The organism is Niabella hirudinis (genome assembly GCF_051201075.1).
Lineage (GTDB): Bacteria > Bacteroidota > Bacteroidia > Chitinophagales > Chitinophagaceae > Niabella > Niabella hirudinis.
In genome coordinates this window covers 528,012-545,481 of sequence record NZ_JBPEHJ010000001.1, presented here as the reverse complement: position 1 = coordinate 545,481, position 17,470 = coordinate 528,012, and the positions used below count along the sequence as shown (strand labels likewise).

12 protein-coding genes and 1 tRNA gene are annotated in these 17,470 nt (G+C 48.2%); 6 read left to right on the top strand and 7 right to left on the bottom strand.

Annotation, left to right across the window (positions count from 1 at the left end; translation table 11 throughout):
* Nucleotides 1–462 precede the first annotated feature (462 nt).
* Nucleotides 463–2,841 (bottom strand): hypothetical protein, encoded by a 2,379-nt coding sequence (locus GGU45_RS02045; protein WP_435221546.1) that lies wholly within the window; start codon nucleotides 2,839–2,841, stop codon nucleotides 463–465.
* Between the two features lie 109 nt (nucleotides 2,842–2,950).
* Complete coding sequence (locus GGU45_RS02040; protein ID WP_435221545.1) at nucleotides 2,951–5,353, bottom strand: hypothetical protein; 2,403 nt, start codon at nucleotides 5,351–5,353, stop codon at nucleotides 2,951–2,953.
* Nucleotides 5,354–5,552: 199 nt separating this feature from the next.
* Here GGU45_RS02040 and GGU45_RS02035 point away from each other — a divergent pair, with 199 nt between their 5' ends.
* The 5 genes from GGU45_RS02035 (at nucleotide 5,553) to GGU45_RS02015 (ending at nucleotide 11,533) form a co-directional block, all read left to right on the top strand.
* The gene (locus GGU45_RS02035) at nucleotides 5,553–6,107 is read left to right on the top strand and encodes a nucleotide exchange factor GrpE (protein WP_435221544.1); all 555 of its coding nucleotides are present in this window, start codon (nucleotides 5,553–5,555) and stop codon (nucleotides 6,105–6,107) included.
* Nucleotide 6,108: 1 nt separating this feature from the next.
* The gene (gene dnaJ, locus GGU45_RS02030) at nucleotides 6,109–7,266 is read left to right on the top strand and encodes a molecular chaperone DnaJ (protein WP_435221542.1); all 1,158 of its coding nucleotides are present in this window, start codon (nucleotides 6,109–6,111) and stop codon (nucleotides 7,264–7,266) included.
* A 109-nt stretch (nucleotides 7,267–7,375) separates the two neighbouring features.
* Entirely contained in the window at nucleotides 7,376–8,230 is an 855-nt protein-coding gene (locus GGU45_RS02025; protein ID WP_435221540.1) for a DUF1835 domain-containing protein, read from the top strand.
* 32 nt (nucleotides 8,231–8,262) lie between these two features.
* Entirely contained in the window at nucleotides 8,263–10,776 is a 2,514-nt protein-coding gene (locus GGU45_RS02020; RefSeq protein ID WP_435221539.1) for a DNA gyrase/topoisomerase IV subunit A, read from the top strand.
* A 100-nt stretch (nucleotides 10,777–10,876) separates the two neighbouring features.
* Nucleotides 10,877–11,533: an MgtC/SapB family protein gene (locus tag GGU45_RS02015; protein WP_435221538.1), complete on the top strand. Its 657-nt coding sequence runs from the start codon at nucleotides 10,877–10,879 to the stop codon at nucleotides 11,531–11,533.
* A gap of 171 nt (nucleotides 11,534–11,704) precedes the next feature.
* Here GGU45_RS02015 and GGU45_RS02010 read toward each other — a convergent pair whose 3' ends face one another.
* On the bottom strand, nucleotides 11,705–13,063 hold the full coding sequence (locus GGU45_RS02010; protein WP_435221536.1) for a Gfo/Idh/MocA family protein: 1,359 nt from the start codon (nucleotides 13,061–13,063) through the stop codon (nucleotides 11,705–11,707).
* A 529-nt stretch (nucleotides 13,064–13,592) separates the two neighbouring features.
* Between GGU45_RS02010 and GGU45_RS02005 the strand changes: the two genes are divergently transcribed.
* A tRNA-Met gene (locus tag GGU45_RS02005) sits at nucleotides 13,593–13,666 on the top strand.
* A 54-nt stretch (nucleotides 13,667–13,720) separates the two neighbouring features.
* On the opposite strand, the gene GGU45_RS02000 is transcribed toward GGU45_RS02005, so the two are convergent.
* The 4 genes from GGU45_RS02000 to GGU45_RS01985 form a co-directional block, all read right to left on the bottom strand.
* Nucleotides 13,721–14,557, bottom strand: a complete 837-nt coding sequence (locus tag GGU45_RS02000) for an amidohydrolase family protein (RefSeq protein ID WP_435221535.1) — start codon at nucleotides 14,555–14,557, stop codon at nucleotides 13,721–13,723.
* Between the two features lie 21 nt (nucleotides 14,558–14,578).
* A complete protein-coding gene (gene ytxJ / locus GGU45_RS01995) occupies nucleotides 14,579–14,911 on the bottom strand; it encodes a bacillithiol system redox-active protein YtxJ (protein ID WP_435221534.1) in 333 nt (110 codons plus the stop codon).
* Between the two features lie 19 nt (nucleotides 14,912–14,930).
* Complete coding sequence (locus GGU45_RS01990; RefSeq protein ID WP_435221533.1) at nucleotides 14,931–15,653, bottom strand: YebC/PmpR family DNA-binding transcriptional regulator; 723 nt, start codon at nucleotides 15,651–15,653, stop codon at nucleotides 14,931–14,933.
* 96 nt (nucleotides 15,654–15,749) lie between these two features.
* The gene (locus GGU45_RS01985) at nucleotides 15,750–17,438 is read right to left on the bottom strand and encodes an amino acid permease (RefSeq protein ID WP_435221532.1); all 1,689 of its coding nucleotides are present in this window, start codon (nucleotides 17,436–17,438) and stop codon (nucleotides 15,750–15,752) included.
* Nucleotides 17,439–17,470 lie beyond the last annotated feature (32 nt).

The following is a 17,470-nucleotide window of genomic DNA, read 5'->3' as shown; positions in this document are numbered from 1 at the left end:
CACTAACCATGATCGTCCTGATTTTTTGGGTATTCTGAATATTACCGCCGCTCTGCGGCTCTGTGCTGGGATGGTGGCTTTTGTTACAAAGATTAATGGTGCTCCGCACCTATAAGGGTTACCGGTGCTTTGCATCTTTGCTAATATTTGAGGCGTTGGGGGGGAAGAAAACTTGTTTTAGCTGAATGGGCGGCCACTAACCATGATCGTCCTGATTTTTTGGGTATTCTGAATATTACCGCCGCTCTGCGGCTCTGTGCTGGGATGGTGGCTTTTGTTACAAAGATTAACGGTGCTCCGCACCTATAAAGGTTACCGGTGCTTTGCATCTTTGCTAATATTTGAGGCGTTAGCGGGGAAGAAAACTTGTTTTAGCCGCATAGCGGCGTTCATACTAATAGCCACGCGCATGGCAATTGAACCAAAGGTGCAGCGCACCGGTAATATTTGAGGATGCAATATTTACCTGCCCGGTTCTACATATTGTTCCAGCATCAGCAATTTGCCTGTGCTGGTGATGCCTTCGGCTACGATTTTAAACCGTTTGGTGCGGTCGTTATTGTAAAAAATGATGGGGATACGCGGGTTGCTGCCGGAAACAAATAGTTCCGGTTTCCAGTCGAGGGTAAGCCGGTAATCATTATAGGCGTTTGCTGCGGGCGTGGAGTAATCGGGGGCATAAAATTCCTTCATAATACTGTAGCCCTCATAATCCACGATGGTAGCGGAGGATTCCATGGCCTGGTTGAGCTCGTCACCCCTCCTGGTATACACGGCCAACACGCCGTTGGCCCCTCCTCCGGGGGCGCCTATAAAATTGGGAAATACTTTTACCAGTGCGATGTCAGAGGGCGGAATGGCGGCGATCATGCCTGCGTCCGCAGGTACCTCATCGAGGTAGAGCTGCATCGGCTGGCGGGCGCCGCCCTGCCGGTAAAAGAGCCGGTAGCTGTCAAACGAACCGCCGCGCTCAACAGTGAGGCTGGGAATGCGCCCCTGCAGGTAATCAAAGATATTCATATTGGGAATAAACTCCCGGGTAAGGTCGAGCGTGCGGGCATTGATGCCGCCGGCAAACAATCCGCTCATGTAGCGTTCTTCCAGTTTTTGCAGTCTTGTTTTAGTGCCCAGTATCACCACGCTATCCAGCATAACGCCCTCGCCGCGGATATAATCACCATAGGCGGCGTTCATTCTTGCCGGAAGGGCGCCGCTGGCACCAATAGCGGGATTTTGCGGCAGGTGCAGCGGCGGTAATGCGTAGGAACGGGCGAGGGAATCGGTATTCAGCTTAATGGTGAGGAACTTGTTCTTCTTTCCCATCACATCGCTGAACAGGACTTTTGCTTTATTGAAAAAGATCATCGAATCCATTTTAAACCGGCCCTCCGGGTCGGTTTTAACCATTTGCAGGTTGCGTCCCGAATCGGTAGCCACCCAAATAAGCAGATCCCGGTCTGCAAAGGATTTGCCCGAGCCGGCGATGGTTGCTTTCCCCGAAAGGCTGATAAAGCCGGGATCTTTATGCCGGGGTGCGGGCAGGGTATGGGCGGCTACATCCGTCCATTTAAACCGCCGCCAGCCATTAGTGAGCATTACCAGCTCAACATCGTCTGCGGCACTGGCATCGCTGCTAAAGTAATAGGATGGTTGGTGTACATAACCGGGAATATCGCTGGTAAGCAGGAAGGAACTATAAATATTTTGAGGACGGCAGGAACCGGCTTCATAATCCGCATCCGTAACCGAAACGGAAAAGTTGCCGGTGATGCTATCCGGAAGGCTGATGCTGAAATGATTCTTTTTGCGTGCCCCGTTGTTTAGCGTATCTGTGCTGAAGGTTGCGGGCAGGATATACTCTTTATTATTGATAAATGTGAGCCGCTCCGCCAGGGGCATGCCGTCTATATTAAAAACGGTAACCTGCAATACTCCCGAAGGCAGCGTTGCTGTTGGGATGATGCCCCTGACCGGGTTGCCCGGTGAGCCATTCAAGGGATGTTTAAATACAATGTGGTGCTGCATTTGCCCCACCATATAAGCGGGCACCTGCCGGCTGCCCCGGTAGCTGACAGTAAACGCTTTGGCATTATTGCTATTGGTTAGCCGGAGCGCCAACCCCTCGGCGCTGCTTTGCGGCAGCTCAAAAGATTGCCCTTTTATTAAAGCATGGTATGGCATTCCTGCAGAGGGCGTGAGTATAAACTGCCCCATACCATCATGACTGCTGGAAAAGCTGGTGATTGTCTTGTTTGTCTGGTCCCTGATCTCGCCGGAAACACTGATTGGCAGCCCATTGGGATCAACGGCTTTAAAGGCAATGTTATTTGGAATACCCGAAACCAGGTTGCCGCCTTCTGGAAAAAAACGGAGGCTGGCAACGGCCACAACAGCCGGTGGTGCTGTGCGCATTTTATTGCGCCCATAGATCATGAGCCGGCGGGAAAAAAGATAGGCCCTGTCAAAATTCAGCATCAGGGGGGTATAGGCCCTTAGCTGGTAGGAGCCGGTGGGGAGCGAGTCGGGTAAATCAAACTGGCCATAGGAGAGGGCGCCAAATACCGGAACGGTTTTTTTAATAACGGGAGCCGACTGGTTGTTCAGCAGTTCAACAAAAAGAGTGGAATTGGCCGCCGAGGGTAGAAAGCCGGACATGAAATAGGCCTTGAACCAGATCGTTTGCCCCGAAAAATAAGCGTCCCGGTCCAGGTGGAGATAGGTTTTTTCAATCGGATTTTTTTTATTCCAGGTTTCCAGCCCTTGTGTAAAATCCTGGCCGGATGTGGGGGCAGCGCTCATGATTGTAAACAACGCTGCAGCAAATTTTAAAAAGCGCGTCATTACCGGATGTTTTATAAGAAAATTACAAATGAATCTGCAAATGGTTCTGTATATGCAGTTGTTATTAAGGATGTATTTTTCTTATTTATTACACAACAGGCACTGCAGATTATTGTCCTCCTCCGATGGTTTTTTCGATCATCAGCATCCGGCCATCGTTGGTAAGCCCTTCTACTACCACTTTAAAGCGCTTGGTACGGTCATTATTGTAAAAAATAACGGGAACCCTGGGGCTGATGTTTGCCAGGTAGATATCCGGGAGCCAGGCCAGCGTAAGCCGCTCATCTGGTTTGGTGGGATCTATGTTTTTATTGAGATCATAGTCCGGGGCATAAAACTGCTTAATGATCGAATATCCTTTATAAATGATAATATCTGTTGCCGCTTCGGTACTCGCCGCCAGGTCGGCCCCCTTCTTCATATAAATGGCCAGCGCACTGCCTCCGCCCATAGTGCCCACAAAGTTGCCCATTACTTTTACAAAGGCAATCTGGTTTACGGGGATCGATTCGATAAAAGTGGGATCGGTCTGCATTTCATCAAGATAGAGTGCCATCTTGCCGCCGCCGAGTCCGGCATCGCGGTATTTGACCACATACTGTCCTTCAGTATCCCTGGAAACGGTTACGCCAGGTATTCTTCCCTGTATGTATTCAAAAATATTCATACCGCCGCCGGGTTCATTCCGCAAGTCCAGTATCCGGGAGTTAATGCCGCCGGTGAACAGTCCGCTGGTATATTCATCTTCCAGTTTTTCCTGGTCTGTTTTTTGCCGGCCTTTTACGGTTACGTTTTTAAGCGTAAGCCCTTCGGCTTTTAAATAATCGTCATAGGCGGTTTGCATTTTGGCCTCGGTTTGCATGGTGGCCGTATCATTAAAGGGTATTTGAAGTGCCGGCATTTTGTAATTCCGGTTGAGCGAGTCTCCATCCATTTTTACCTTAATGTATTTGCTTTTAGATCCCTTGATATCGGCAAAAAGAATCCGGTTTTTTTCATAAAGGAACATAGTGTCAATCCGGAAGCCACCCGTAGAATCGGTGTGAATGATTTTGGTGGGACCCACTTTGCCCTGCAGGGTATCAACCGGGCGGATCATCATCATGGCATCTTTGTTGGCAAACGGCTTGCGGGTGCCTTCTATCGTTATCCGGCCTTTCAGGCTGATGTATCCCGGGTCTTTGTACTGGACGGCAGGAAGGGTATTGCTGGCAACCTCACTCCATTTAAAGCGGGTCCAGCCGTTGGTCATCATCACCAGGTCCAGCTCGTTTTTTACGGATTCGGCATCCGACAGGAAATAGTAGGCCGGGTTATGAACGTATCCTTTAAGATCACTGTTGATCAGGAAATACGAATAAATATTGAGGGGGCGATAGGGTTCGGTTTCATAGTCTGCATCGGTAACAGAAATACTGAAATGGCCGATGACGGTATCTTTTAAATGAATACTGAAACGGTTGCGCTGGTGGGCGGTGGTATTGAGCGTATCTGCTACCAGCTCGCCCGGCAGTATGTATTCCTTGTTATTTACGAACGTAAGCCGCTCTGCCAGCGGCATATTGTCTTTGTTAAATACCGTAAGGTGAAGGATGCCCGAAAGCAGGCCGCTGGTTTGTATGACCCCGCCAGTGAGGTCCTTACCCTGTTGCAGCGGCTGTTTAAAAAGCACCTGGTTACCCATCTGCCCAATAAGGTAAGCTGCATGCATCTCGGCCGGAAGTCCGGCGGGATGCTCTATTTTAAACTGCTTGCCTTTGGGTGTGTTGGATACGCTGAAAGAAATACCCTTGCTGGTGGCTGCAGGCAACGGAAATTGTTTGGCCGGGTCCTGGTCCAGCACTACATAATAGGTTTCCGTGGCCTGCGGTACCAGGTTAAATTTGCCCATGCCATCGTGCTGAGTCGTAATGGCGGAGACAACTTCTCCCTTATTGTTTTTAAGCTGGCCCGAAACAAAAACAGGGTAGCCGTTGCGGTCTACGGCTTTAAAAGCGATATTGTTAAGCAGGCTGCCAACCAGATTGCCGCCCTCCGGAAAAAACTGCAGATCGATGGTGTTGCTGCTTTCTTTTGTTTTGGCATCTTTGGGTGTGGCGCCAAAAACCACCACCCTTTTGCTGTATACGAACCCCGGCTGGTTCAGCATCAGCGGGGCATAGGCTCTTAGCTGGTAGGTGCCTGTAGCAAGGGTTTCGGGCAGTTCTATTTGCCCTAAAGAAACACCCTGGTAGGCAGGAAAAATTTTGCGTATGACTATGGTCGATTTATTATCGAGCAGCTCTACATAGACCGTAGAGGTTTTGAAACTGGGGAGGTAATCGTTCATGAGGTACCCCTTAAACCAAATCGATTGTCCGGCAATATAGGTTTCGCGGTCCAGGTGAAGGTATAGTTTTTCGATCGTATTTTTTTGCGCCCAGCTATCGAGTGTTTGTTCAGGTGTTTGCGCATTTACAGTAAGCAGGCCGCCCAGGGCAATGGTCAAAATGATCAGCTTTTTGAGTATCATTGAGATTCGTGTTATTTTTGGGAATTGAAACTACTGATTTTTTGACTTATAAATTGCATAAAAGCTTAAATCCGAATGAGTTTTTTTAGAAAACCCCTTTTTGAGGGCGGGGATAATGAAAAACCCGCCATTTTGTCTATATAATCGTATTGGCAATATTATTGACAACATAGGTTTGCCAACTAAATAAGAAAAAAGTATGAATGAAAATACGCAACTTCCGCAGGAAGAGAATAATGGTTTGAATATCAATGCTGATGAAAATGTTAGCGGAACGGAACATTTGACAGACCCCCTGGTGGAATCTGACCAGGAGGCACTGGAGTCTGAATTAAGAGAGAGTAAGGATAAATATATCCGTCTGGCGGCTGAATTTGACAATTTCAGGAAGCGGACCGCAAAGGAGCGGGTAGAGTTGTTCCAGACGGCCGGCAGGGATGTGATCACCGATTTGCTGGATGTGCTGGATGATGCGGACCGTGCACAGGCCGAGTTTGAGAAGTCGGCCGATAGCACCACATCAACAGAAGGAGTGCGGTTGGTGTTTAACAAGCTCCGGAACATTTTACAATCAAAGGGACTGAAGCCTATGGAAGCCATCGGGAAGGATTTTGATCCGGATCTTTTTGAGGCCATTACCGAAATTCCTGCACCTACCGGGGATCTGAAAGGCAAGGTGGTAGATGAAGTAACAAAGGGTTACTATCTGAATGATAAAATTATCCGTCACGCAAAAGTTGTAGTAGGTAAATAACATGTCAAAAAGAGATTATTACGAGGTCCTGGGAGTTTCAAAATCTGCTTCAGCGGAGGAAATAAAAAAAGCCTATCGTAAGGTGGCTATGCAGTTTCACCCCGACCGTAATCCCGGGGATAAGGCAGCGGAAGACAAGTTTAAGGAAGCCGCCGAAGCTTATGAAATACTCAGTGATACCGACAAGCGGGCGCAGTATGACCGGTTTGGTCATGCCGGTGTAAGCGGCAATGGGCGCGGCTTTGGCGGAGGAATGAATATGGACGACATCTTCAGCCAGTTTGGAGATGTATTTGGCGAAGACCTGTTTGGGAGTTTTTTTGGAGGCGGCCGCAGCAGCCGCCAGGGGCAGCGGGCCCGGGGCGTACGGGGCAGTAACCTGCGCGTGAAGCTGAAGCTGAGCTACGAGGAGATCGCCAAAGGCGTTACCAAAAACATCAAGGTTAAAAAATATGTAAGCTGCACTACCTGCGGCGGCAGCGGGGCAAAAGATAAAGGCAGTGTGCAAACCTGTGCCACCTGCCAGGGATCCGGTCAGGTAAGGCGGGTGCAAAATACCTTCCTGGGGCAGATGCAGACGGTAACTACCTGCCCCACCTGTAATGGAGAAGGAACCACGATTACTGCAAAATGCGGCAGCTGTAAAGGGGAGGGTAGAGTTTATGCAGAAGAAACCATTACCATTGATGTGCCGGCAGGCGTGCAGGCAGGTATGCAATTAAGCGTAAGCGGAAAGGGAAACGCCGGGGAGCGGGGCGGTATGCCGGGCGACCTGATTGTACTGATAGAAGAAGAGACGCATAAAGAGCTGCACCGCGAGGGGCTTAATGTGGCTTATGACCTTCACATATCCTTTACCGATGCGGTTTTTGGAACCACCCTGGAAGTGCCTACCATCGATGGGCGGGCAAAGATCAAAGTTCCGCCCGGTACGCAAAGCGGTAAGATCTTCCGGCTAAAAGGAAAAGGCTTTCCCAATGTTCATTCTCACTACGAAAAAGGCGATCAGCTGATCCAGGTAAATGTGTGGACACCGCAGCAGCTAAACGAAGAAGAAAAAGAAATATTGGAGAGATTGGTGGATGCACCCAACCTGAAACCCCAGCCTGAAAAGGCTGAAAAGGGCTTTTTTGAGAAAATAAGAGACCTGTTTAGTTAACGATACACCGGGTTGATCATAAAACGCGGAAATTTTTTATTACAGCTTCAGACCGTCTTGGGTTTGAGGCTGTTTTGTTTTAGATTTGCGCCACTATAAAACACAAGAGATGATCCATATTGTATTTAACCAGGTAGAGGTAGACCTGCTGCAGCAGGTGACCACATTGGATGAAACCCTGCAGGGGCCCGTGGTGCAGATCCGGGATGATTTTGCGGTGGGCCCCCTTGCCGGTTTGGATACGGAGGAAGGATGGCTGGCCCGGCTGGACTGGTGGCGTGGGCTTTCGAAGGGGTCTCCCTATCCGGAGGACCAAGTGGGCAGCTTTGATGACCGGAGGACCGTGGCGGCCTTAAAGGCCCAGCTTACAGCAGAACCGGAGGAGCAGCTCTGGATATGGATGGGGCAAAACCAGCACGATGTTACCGGCTATTACTGGCTCATTCCGCAACTGAAGGAGTTTCAGGGCCGGGTAATGGTGCTTTATCTCAATAACCTTCCGTTTATTAATGAAAAGGGGTTGATCTTTTATCCCTCCTGGTTGTGGGAGATCAGGCCCGCAGAATTCCTCAAAGCCAAAAAGCTGGCCCGGCCGGTAACGCTGAGCGAGTTTGAAATTGATCCGGATGAGTGGAATAAACTGGTGCAGGAAAACAGCCTGGTGCGCATGCTGGAGGGAGGAAAGAAAATTGCCGGCAGGGATGTAACTTTTTATGATGATGAAATTTTAAAGAATCTTACCGGCGAATGGCAGAAAGCAACCCGGGTTTTGTCGAACACACTCAACCGCATGAAGATCAAAACCGGGGATATTTTTATTATGTGGCGATTGAAGGAACTGGTTGCAGCGGGTAAAGTGCAGTCCGAAGGCGATGTGGATAAAGACTGGAAAAGCTTTGATGTGCGGCTGGCGGGAAAGAAAGAAACGGCAGAGGAAAATTCTGCGGCGACAACGCCACTGTAGAGGAAAAGAAATTTTGAAAAAGTTAACGAATAATGAAAGAAGACGTAGTGGACAATGGAACATATAATGAAGCAAGCGGACTCCAGGGGCAATTTAAAACCTGGTTTCTGGACTATGCTTCCTATGTAATACTGGAGCGGGCGGTGCCTGCCATTGAAGACGGGTTGAAGCCGGTACAACGGCGGATCCTTCATTCGATGAAGCAGATGGATGACGGCCGTTTGCATAAAGTGGCCAATATCGTAGGACAAACGATGTCCTATCACCCGCACGGCGATATGAGCATCCGGGATGCCCTGGTAAACATGGGACAAAAAAACCTGCTCATAGACACCCAGGGTAACTGGGGTAATATTGAAACGGGCGATGATGCAGCAGCCTCGAGATATATTGAAGCCCGGCTGAGCAAGTTTGCCCTGGAAGTAGCGTTTAATGCAAAAACCACTAACTGGCAGCTGAGCTACGATGGACGCAATAACGAGCCCATTACGCTGCCCATGAAGTTTCCGTTATTGCTGGCCCATGGGGCGGAGGGGATTGCGGTGGGCTTGTCGACAAAGATCCTGCCGCATAACTTTATTGAATTGGTAGAAGCATCGATCAAATACCTGCGGGGTAAAAAATTTGAGCTCTACCCCGATTTTCAAACCGGGGGCATGATTGATGTAGCGGACTATAACAATGGAAAAAGAGGCGGTAAGGTAAAAGTACGCGCGCATATTGAAGAGTTTGATAAAAAGACGCTGCTGATCAAAAGCGTTCCCTATGCCGTAACCACCGACCAGCTGATCGAATCGATCGTAAAAGCCAATGACCAGGGAAAGATAAAGATCAAAAAGGTTACCGATAACACCGCTGCCAATGTGGAGATCCAGGTAGACCTGGCGCCCGGTATTTCACCGGACATTACTATTGATGCGCTGTACAAGTTTACCTCTTGCGAAATTTCTATTTCGCCCAACGCTTGTGTGATCGTGGATAAAAAGCCCCGATTCCTGGGCGTATCCGAGCTGTTGCGGATTTCGGCCGATAATACCAGGGACCTGCTGCAGAAAGAACTGGAAATAAAGCTGGCTGAACTGAATGAAAAATGGCATTATACCTCGCTGGAAAAGATCTTCTTTGAAGAAAAGATCTATAAAGAACTGGAGAAGAAGCATGAGAGCTGGGATAAGGTGATTGATGCGATCGATAAGGCCTTTGTGCCGTTTAAGAAACAACTGAAAAGGGATGTTACCCGTGAAGATATTCTGAAGCTGACCGAAAAACCCGTGCGCCGGATCTATCGTCTTGATATTGACGAGCTGAATGCCCAGATCAAAGGGCTGGAAGCGGAAATTAAACAGGTGAAATACGACCTGGAGCACCTGGTGGATTATGCCGTAGCTTATTTTGAAAACCTGCTGAAGAAATTTGCCAAGGGCCGCGAGCGCAAAACCGAGATCAGGCAGTTTGAGGTAATTGAGGCCCGGAATGTGGTGATCGCAAACACCAAGCTGTATATGGATCGTTCCGGCGGATTTATTGGCACAGGGTTGAAGAAGGAAGAGTTCCTCCTTGATTGTTCAGACCTGGATGATATTATTGTATTTACCAAGCGTGGGATTATGAAAGTGATCAAGGTTTCGGACAAAACCTTTGTGGGCAAAGATATCCTGCATGCAGCCGTGTTTCTGAAGAATGACGAACGTACCACCTATAATATGATTTATGTAGATGGAAAAACCGGGGTAAGCTATGCAAAACGGTTCAATGTTACCGGTATTACGAGGGATAAGGTATATGATCTTACCAAAGGTGATGATAAAAGTAAAGTGCATTATTTTACCATCAACCCAAATGGCGAGGCGGAAGTGGTGAAGATCACCTTGAGTCCCAGCTCATCGGCCCGTATTAAGGACCTTGATTTTTATTTTGAAGAGCTGGCCATTAAGGGGCGTAGCAGTATGGGCAACCAGGTAACCAAGTACCCCATCCGGTCGGTTAAATTCAAAGAGGCCGGCAGGGCTACGCTGAGCGGAAGAAAGCTGTGGTTTGATGATAAATTTGGAAGGCTGAGCGCCGAGGAAAAAGGGCAGTACCTGGGCATGTTTGAACCGGACGACCGGATACTGGTGCTGTACACGGATGGGCATTATGAAATTACAGACCAGGAAATGACCCAGAAACTGGATGCCGATAAAGTATTGCTTATTGAGCGGTATGATCCGGAGAAGATCATTACGGCAGTATATGTGGATCAAAAATTGCTGCAGTTTAATGTAAAGCGGTTTAAGATTGAAACCTCCACACTAAAGAATAAATTCCTGTTTATAAAAGAGGGAGAAGGTAACTACCTGGAATGTGCAACTACGATGGAGGAGCCGGTGCTGATGGTGCAGAGCGGAAAAGGCAGCCAGATCAGGAGCGCAAAATTTAAACTGGCTAAGATAACCGATGTGATGGGCTGGAAGGCCATAGGCGCTAAGCTAACGGATTATAATAAATCGGTGGTGATGGAATGGGTAGAGCACGAGAAACCCACCAACCAGCAGGAGTTGTTTTAACCGGTTGTTCGAAACTTGTAGTTTCGAACAGATTATCTATCGCTATAGCGACTTTTGATACTGCCTCAGAACATTTCAAGCTTCGCAGAACGTAAAACGTATGATGACCGACATTTTTGAAATAACAGATCTGTATAAAGCATTGCTGGCGTTGCTGGCGGGCTGCATCCTGGGCATGGAGCGGGAGCTGAAGGACAAGGCCGCGGGTTTGAAAACGATCTCCGTTATCTGCCTGGGCTCTGCCTTGTTTTCTATGTTGTCCTTAAAGATCACGGGACCTTATGCCGACGGCGCACGGATTGCATCTTATGTAGTCAGTGGCATCGGCTTCCTGGGGGCGGGAGTGATCTTTAAAGACGGCATCAGCGTATCGGGGCTTACCACGGCCAGTATTATCTGGATGGCGGCGGCGGTGGGCATGTCGATCGGTTTTGGGAAGATTTACCTGGCCGCTATTTTTTTAGCAACCTGTTTGCTGATTGTTTATACCGGCCGCTATCTGAACCGGGCTTTTTTTTCGGGGAAGACCAGCCGGATGCTCCGAATGGTTTTGCTGCACAATAATACCCTCCTCAAAAACGAGATCATTCAACAACTGAAGCCCTATACCTCCCGGCTGGAGCAGGTAAAGCTGGAATCCTTCCCGGAAAAAATGATTGTGTCACTAAACCTGATGATCCCCACTAGAGAACTGCAGAGGCTGGAAGAATACCTGGTCAACGAACACCGGATCGAGGTGTTTGAGTTGTGGGGGTGAGGATATGTTTCAGGTTCAAGGTTTAAAGTTTCACGTTGGATCCGTTTGCTGTTTCCATTCCCGGAATGCATACATGTGTGGTGTCTGAACCTTGAGCCCGGGTTCGCGTCCGATCGTCCAGGTTCGTGTCTGATCGCCCGTTGCCCGGGTTCGTGTCCTCACGAACCTGATTCAATATTGAAACACCTTTCCTCCCGCCATTACTTCCTGCGTTCTTTCGTCAAAAGTGGCTTTCATGCCGGTATGGGCAGCTGCTGTAGCCATAATATTGGCAATGGCGTGCATGTAGCCGGCTTCGGCGGGTGCGTGGGTTTGCTTGCGGCTGCGCACGCATTCCATCCAGTTAAGCATGTGGCTGCTGGTGAGTGGGTCGGCCCCGGTATTGGCCGAGGTTTCTACCTTTACGGCTTTTTCGGTGAGCGAAAATTCCGGCAGCAGGTTGGCCTTCATGCCCATGGGTTTGGCAAACTTTTCTTCCAGCCCGCCGTTTGGAGATACTTTGTTGGTGATCAGGTTTAGTTCACCGCCATTGGAATAGTATACTTCGGCGGGCCGCTCATCCCCATTGGTCATGCGGCTCATAAACACCACCTGGAATCCTTTTGTTGCATCGTTTTCCGGGCCATAATCAAATACCGCAGTGGTAGTATCCCAATTGCGGCGGCCATCCTTCCACTGGTAAATACCACCATTGGCCGTTACGCTGCGGGGATGTTTTAACCCGCTAAACCAGTGCACGGTATCGATCTGGTGGCTCATCCATTGGCCAAAAGCCCCCGATGAGTATGGCCAAAACAGGCGATACTCCAGGTATTTGCGCGGATCCCAGTCTTCATAAGGGCGGTTCATCAAAAAACGTTTCCAGTCGGTATCTTCTTTTTTTAATTTGGCAACAAGCTCCGGCCGGCGCCAGCGTCCCGGCTGATTTACGTTCCAGGTAAGTTCTACCATATTGATATCGCCAAACTTGCCGGATTTGATAAACTCCTCCGCCGCCATATAATTGGAGCCGCTACGGCGTTGAGAGCCGATCTGGATAATTTGTTTGGAGGCCTTGATTGCTTTTAATGCAGCGCGGTTGTCGGCCATGGTTTCTGCAAAGGGCTTTTCCACATAGGCATCGCAATGAGCGCTTACGGCCTCAATGGCGCATAGTGCATGTTGGAAATCGGCCGTGCTGATGATCACTGCATCCACATCTTTAGCGGAATAAAGCTCTTCATTGTTCCGAAACCCTTTTACAGGGTGCCCCAGTTTTTCTGATAAAAAACCCGTTCCCTGGTCGCGGCGGTAATTCCACAGGTCGGATACGCCGGTGATATCAAAGTTTAGTTTTTTATAATGGTTCATAAAAGAAGGAAAAAGGGAGCTTCGAAACCGGTCGGAGAACCCTACAATCCCAACACGTACCCGGTCATTGGCACCCAGGATATTTCCGTAGCTTTTTGCAGAAAAGCCCATGGAGGCCAGGTAGGTTCCGGTTGAGGCCAGCGCAGCCTTCTTAATAAAGTTTCTTCTTGAATCGGACATATGGCGTTGTTTTAATGCAGGTTTAAATTTAGCTAACAAAGCTGAATAATAGTGTATAAAGCGCTGGTTTTTTCTATAACGTTTTCGTGGGTGCATGGTACCGCCCTTTTGTTCAGCCTTCGTTTTAATGATCCTGGCTTCCAAACCGGGCATTTCACCGAATAAATTTAAAACTGAATTTTAAGCGTCCTATTTTTATCCCGGTTTAGAGGGCTTAAGAGTGGGCTACAGGATCTTTTCAGATCATCGTACCCCCTCTTATTTTTTTGCCCGTTTTATGCCGCTGAAGTACTGAATATTTACACATCAGTACCGCCGCAAATCACTAAAGAGAACAATAATCCCGATAGTTTAACTACTGCTGTATTGTCTGTATGATTTTGTTTGAATGTACAACGTTTAAGGCTGCTCCCATACAAATTTTAAGAAAACCTTCAAAATGATTTCCAAATTTCGCCAATAATCTCTATTTTTGCCGCCCATTGATAAAGACCCCTTCTGAAAGAAGGCAAATTTTGAAATGTGTGATGGCGGGGTAGCTCAGGTGGTTAGAGCGTTGGATTCATAACCCAAAGGTCTCGGGTTCAACTCCCGATCCCGCTACAAAAGGCTCTCTTAGAGAGCTTTTTTTGTGCTTGTGATTTACACCATATATAATTACTGGCCTGGCTTTTTATTAAAAACGCTCCCATACCATTCACTGGCATTTTTATAAAAAATGTTTTCCAGTTCCTCTGTCGAAAAATGATCCGCAACCAGCCGCACATCCCTGTCTGAAAAAGGAGTTTTAGCGCGGGTAGACGGCAGGTCGGTACCAAACATTAAAGCGCTTGGGTTAATCCGGCAGATGGTTTTCATTACAGGGATCGGATCAAAATCAATCCGTCCAAAACCGGTGGCTTTTACCCTTGCGCCCTTCTCCACCCAAAAATATAAATCACGAAGCCCTTCCTTTGATAGGCCTAAATGGTCAATAGAAAACTTCGGAATATTTTGCAAAGCAGCTTTTAAGCTGCTTAAGTCCCTGCTGTCAACATACAATTCCGTATGCCAGCCATATTGATCAAAGAGGTCATTGGACAGTTTTTCGATGTGCGTTATTTTTTCTGAACCGCCTCTTTTTATGTTGAAACGAACCGCTGTTACGTTGGCGCTGGCCAATCGGGTCAGTTCATCCTTTTGCATAGTAGCGGGAATATTGGCAACACCATAATAATTACTTCCAAGTGTTTTTAGCGCATCAACCAGGTACTCCTGGTCAAACGCCTGAAAGGAACCTGAAACAACTGCGCCGCCGGTCATAGTATAGCCGCTTGTAGCTGTGATATAATCTTCTGTTGTAAATTCCGGCGGCAAATAGCCGTTATTGGCTACCAGCGGAAACCTGGGGTTGATGATATGGAAATGGGCGTCAAATAATTGCATCGTTTTTTCGCTGTTTTGAAATTTGTCCGGTTGGCTGTTGCAAAAAAGCCCCGCTATGGGGCTCTTCATCTTTATCCTATTTCTTATGCTTTATAATTGCGCGGCATCCAGAATGTCTTCCATATAAACGGCGCTATGGCTTTCATGATAAACGCATTTGCGGTCTTTGATCAGCAATACCTGGGGCGACTCATGCCGGATGCCATAGCGGTCCGATATGGCATTGGAAATGGCCCGGTAGGCAATCAGGTCCAGGTAGTAAAAGTCGACCGTATCCGGCAATTTGCCTTTGTGCAGCCTGCTTTTGACAACACTGCTGATGGAGCAGCGGGTACTGTGTTTGAAAATTAACTGGGGCCGGCTTTCCGAAGCCTGGTCAATGGCCTCCAGCTGCGCTTCATTTTCCAAAATAATCCAATCCATTTGAAATAAACTTCGGGGGCTATTGCATATTATGAAAAACCTTCTGTACGTCTTCATCCTGCTCCAGGCGCTCGATCAGCTTGCTCACATCTTCGGCCTGCTCATCCGTTACCGGAACCGTGGTGGAGGGAATCCATTCCACTTCGGCACTGATGGGGGTGATGTTTTTTTCCTCCAATGCCTTTTGCATGTTGCCAAAATCAGTAAAGCCCACACGTACTACCAGGATGTCTTTGCCACTGTCATCGGCACTTTCTCCCAACTCTTCCAAACCGGCGTCAATCAGCTCCAGTTCGAGGTCTTCCGCATTCAATCCTTCGGGGCTTAATTTGAACACCCCCATTTTATTAAATTGAAAAGCAACACTGCCACTGTTTCCCAGTGTGCCGCCGCCTTTATTAAAATGAGATTTTACATTGGCTACCGTACGTACGTGGTTATCCGTAGCCGTTTCTACCAGGATGGCCACTCCATGGGGGCCATATCCTTCATAAAGAATTTCATCGTAATTCTCCATCTCTTTGCCCTGGGCCCGTTTGATCGCAGCTTCCACACGGTCCTTCGGCATATTCACACTCTTGGCGTTTTGCATGCAGCGCCGCAATGCAGCGTTGGTTGCCGGGTCCGGACCGCCACCCTTAACGGCAATGGCAATTTCCTTACCAATACGTGTAAATTGCTTTGCCATGCGGTCATAACGGGCAAACATGCTGGCTTTACGAACTTCGAATATCCTTCCCATAAAAATTTATTAGGGGGCAAATTTACGGCTTCTTCAACGAAGTATAAAAAAACAGCCTGCTTTTAAAGCAGGCTGTTACAAATTTTTGAACATTATTTATTGACCGGTTCCGGAAGCTGCTGTTGTTTTTGCAGACCGGTTGGTCAGGAAGATGACCAGGTGCAGGATCGCAAAGCCCACTGAGAAATAAAACAGGCCCGTATCCGGAACGTTGGTGGTAGTATGATGTGCAAAGGCAACAATGGCCAGTATCACCGCCATCACCAATCCTGTATTGGAAACGGTACGGTAGCTCTTGTTATCATGTTTGCCCTTATTCAGGATACTGTGTTTGAGCCCGAAGAACAGGTATACATCCATACCAATCAGCATCCACACGATCAGTCGGATCCAGGTATCGAACGGAAGAAAGGCCATCATCCCAAAACAAACAATTACCCCCAAAACAGGAACCAGGGGAACCAGCGGGGTTTTGAATGCTCTTGGTGCATCAGGGTTCGATTTTCGGAGGATGATTACCCCGATACAAACAAGAATAAACGCAAACAGGGTGCCGATACTGGTCATTTCACCTACAACCCGCCCGGGTACAAAGGCTGCAAAGAGGCTTACAAAAAACATAAAAAACAGGTTGGAACGGGCAGGAGTGCGGTATTTGGAATGCACTACTGAAAAGAATTTTGGCAATAACCCATCGCTGCTCATTGAATAAAACACGCGGCTTTGGCCCAGCAGCATTACCAGTATTACCGAAGCATATCCCAGCAGGATGGCAATAATAATGGTATTGTTGAGCCAGGGATAGGCCGGTTGTATTTTACCACTTGCATCGGCAACGCCCATGTGATCAATGGCCGTTGCAACCGGGGCAAGATGATCGCTGGATGATCCCTGTCCAAATTCGGTATAGTGGGCCACCCCAACCATCACGTAAGCAAAGATGATGTATAATACGGTACAAATCAGCAATGACCCCATGATGCCGATGGGCATGGCCTTTTTTGGGTTTTTTGTTTCCTGTGCGGCCGTTGATACCGCATCAAACCCGATATAGGCAAAAAAGACCACCGCAGCTGCCCGGATGATACCAGACCAGCCGAACTTACCAAATTCACCCTGGTTTTCGGGGATCAGCGGCTGCAGGTTTTCGGGGCGTACATATTTAAAGCCAACAAAGATGAAAGTGATCACAATGGCCACTTTTAATATTACGATGATCGTGTTCACCAGCGCAGACTCACTGGTTCCCTTTATTAAAACAAGCGACATGACTACCACTATAAATACAGCCGGAAGGTTCATAAGCCCATGTGTTCCGTCCGCGGCCGTATCAAAGGGGGTCATCATCAGGTATTGCGGAAGCGACACCCCAAAAGAAGCAAATAATTTTGACAGGTAGCCGGACCAGCTTGATGCAACAGTGGCCGCACCTACAGCATATTCCAACACCAGGTCCCAGCCAATGATCCAGGCAATAAATTCACCCATGGTAGCATAACTATAGGTATAGGCGCTGCCCGCAACCGGAATCATTGAAGCAAATTCTGCATAGCACAAACCGGCAAAGGCACAACCCAGCGCTGCCACCACAAAGGAAATCATAATGGCGGGTCCTGCATAATTGGCAGCGGCCATACCGGTGATCGAAAATAACCCGGCCCCAATAATGGCACCGATCCCCAAAGCCACCAATGACCATGAGGTAAGTGTTTTTTTCAGCCCCTTTTCCGACTCCTCCGCTTCGGCTAATAAGGAATGCAGTGGTTTTTTAACAAATAATCCCATAAGATTGCTTCTTTAATGAATAGTTGATTTTT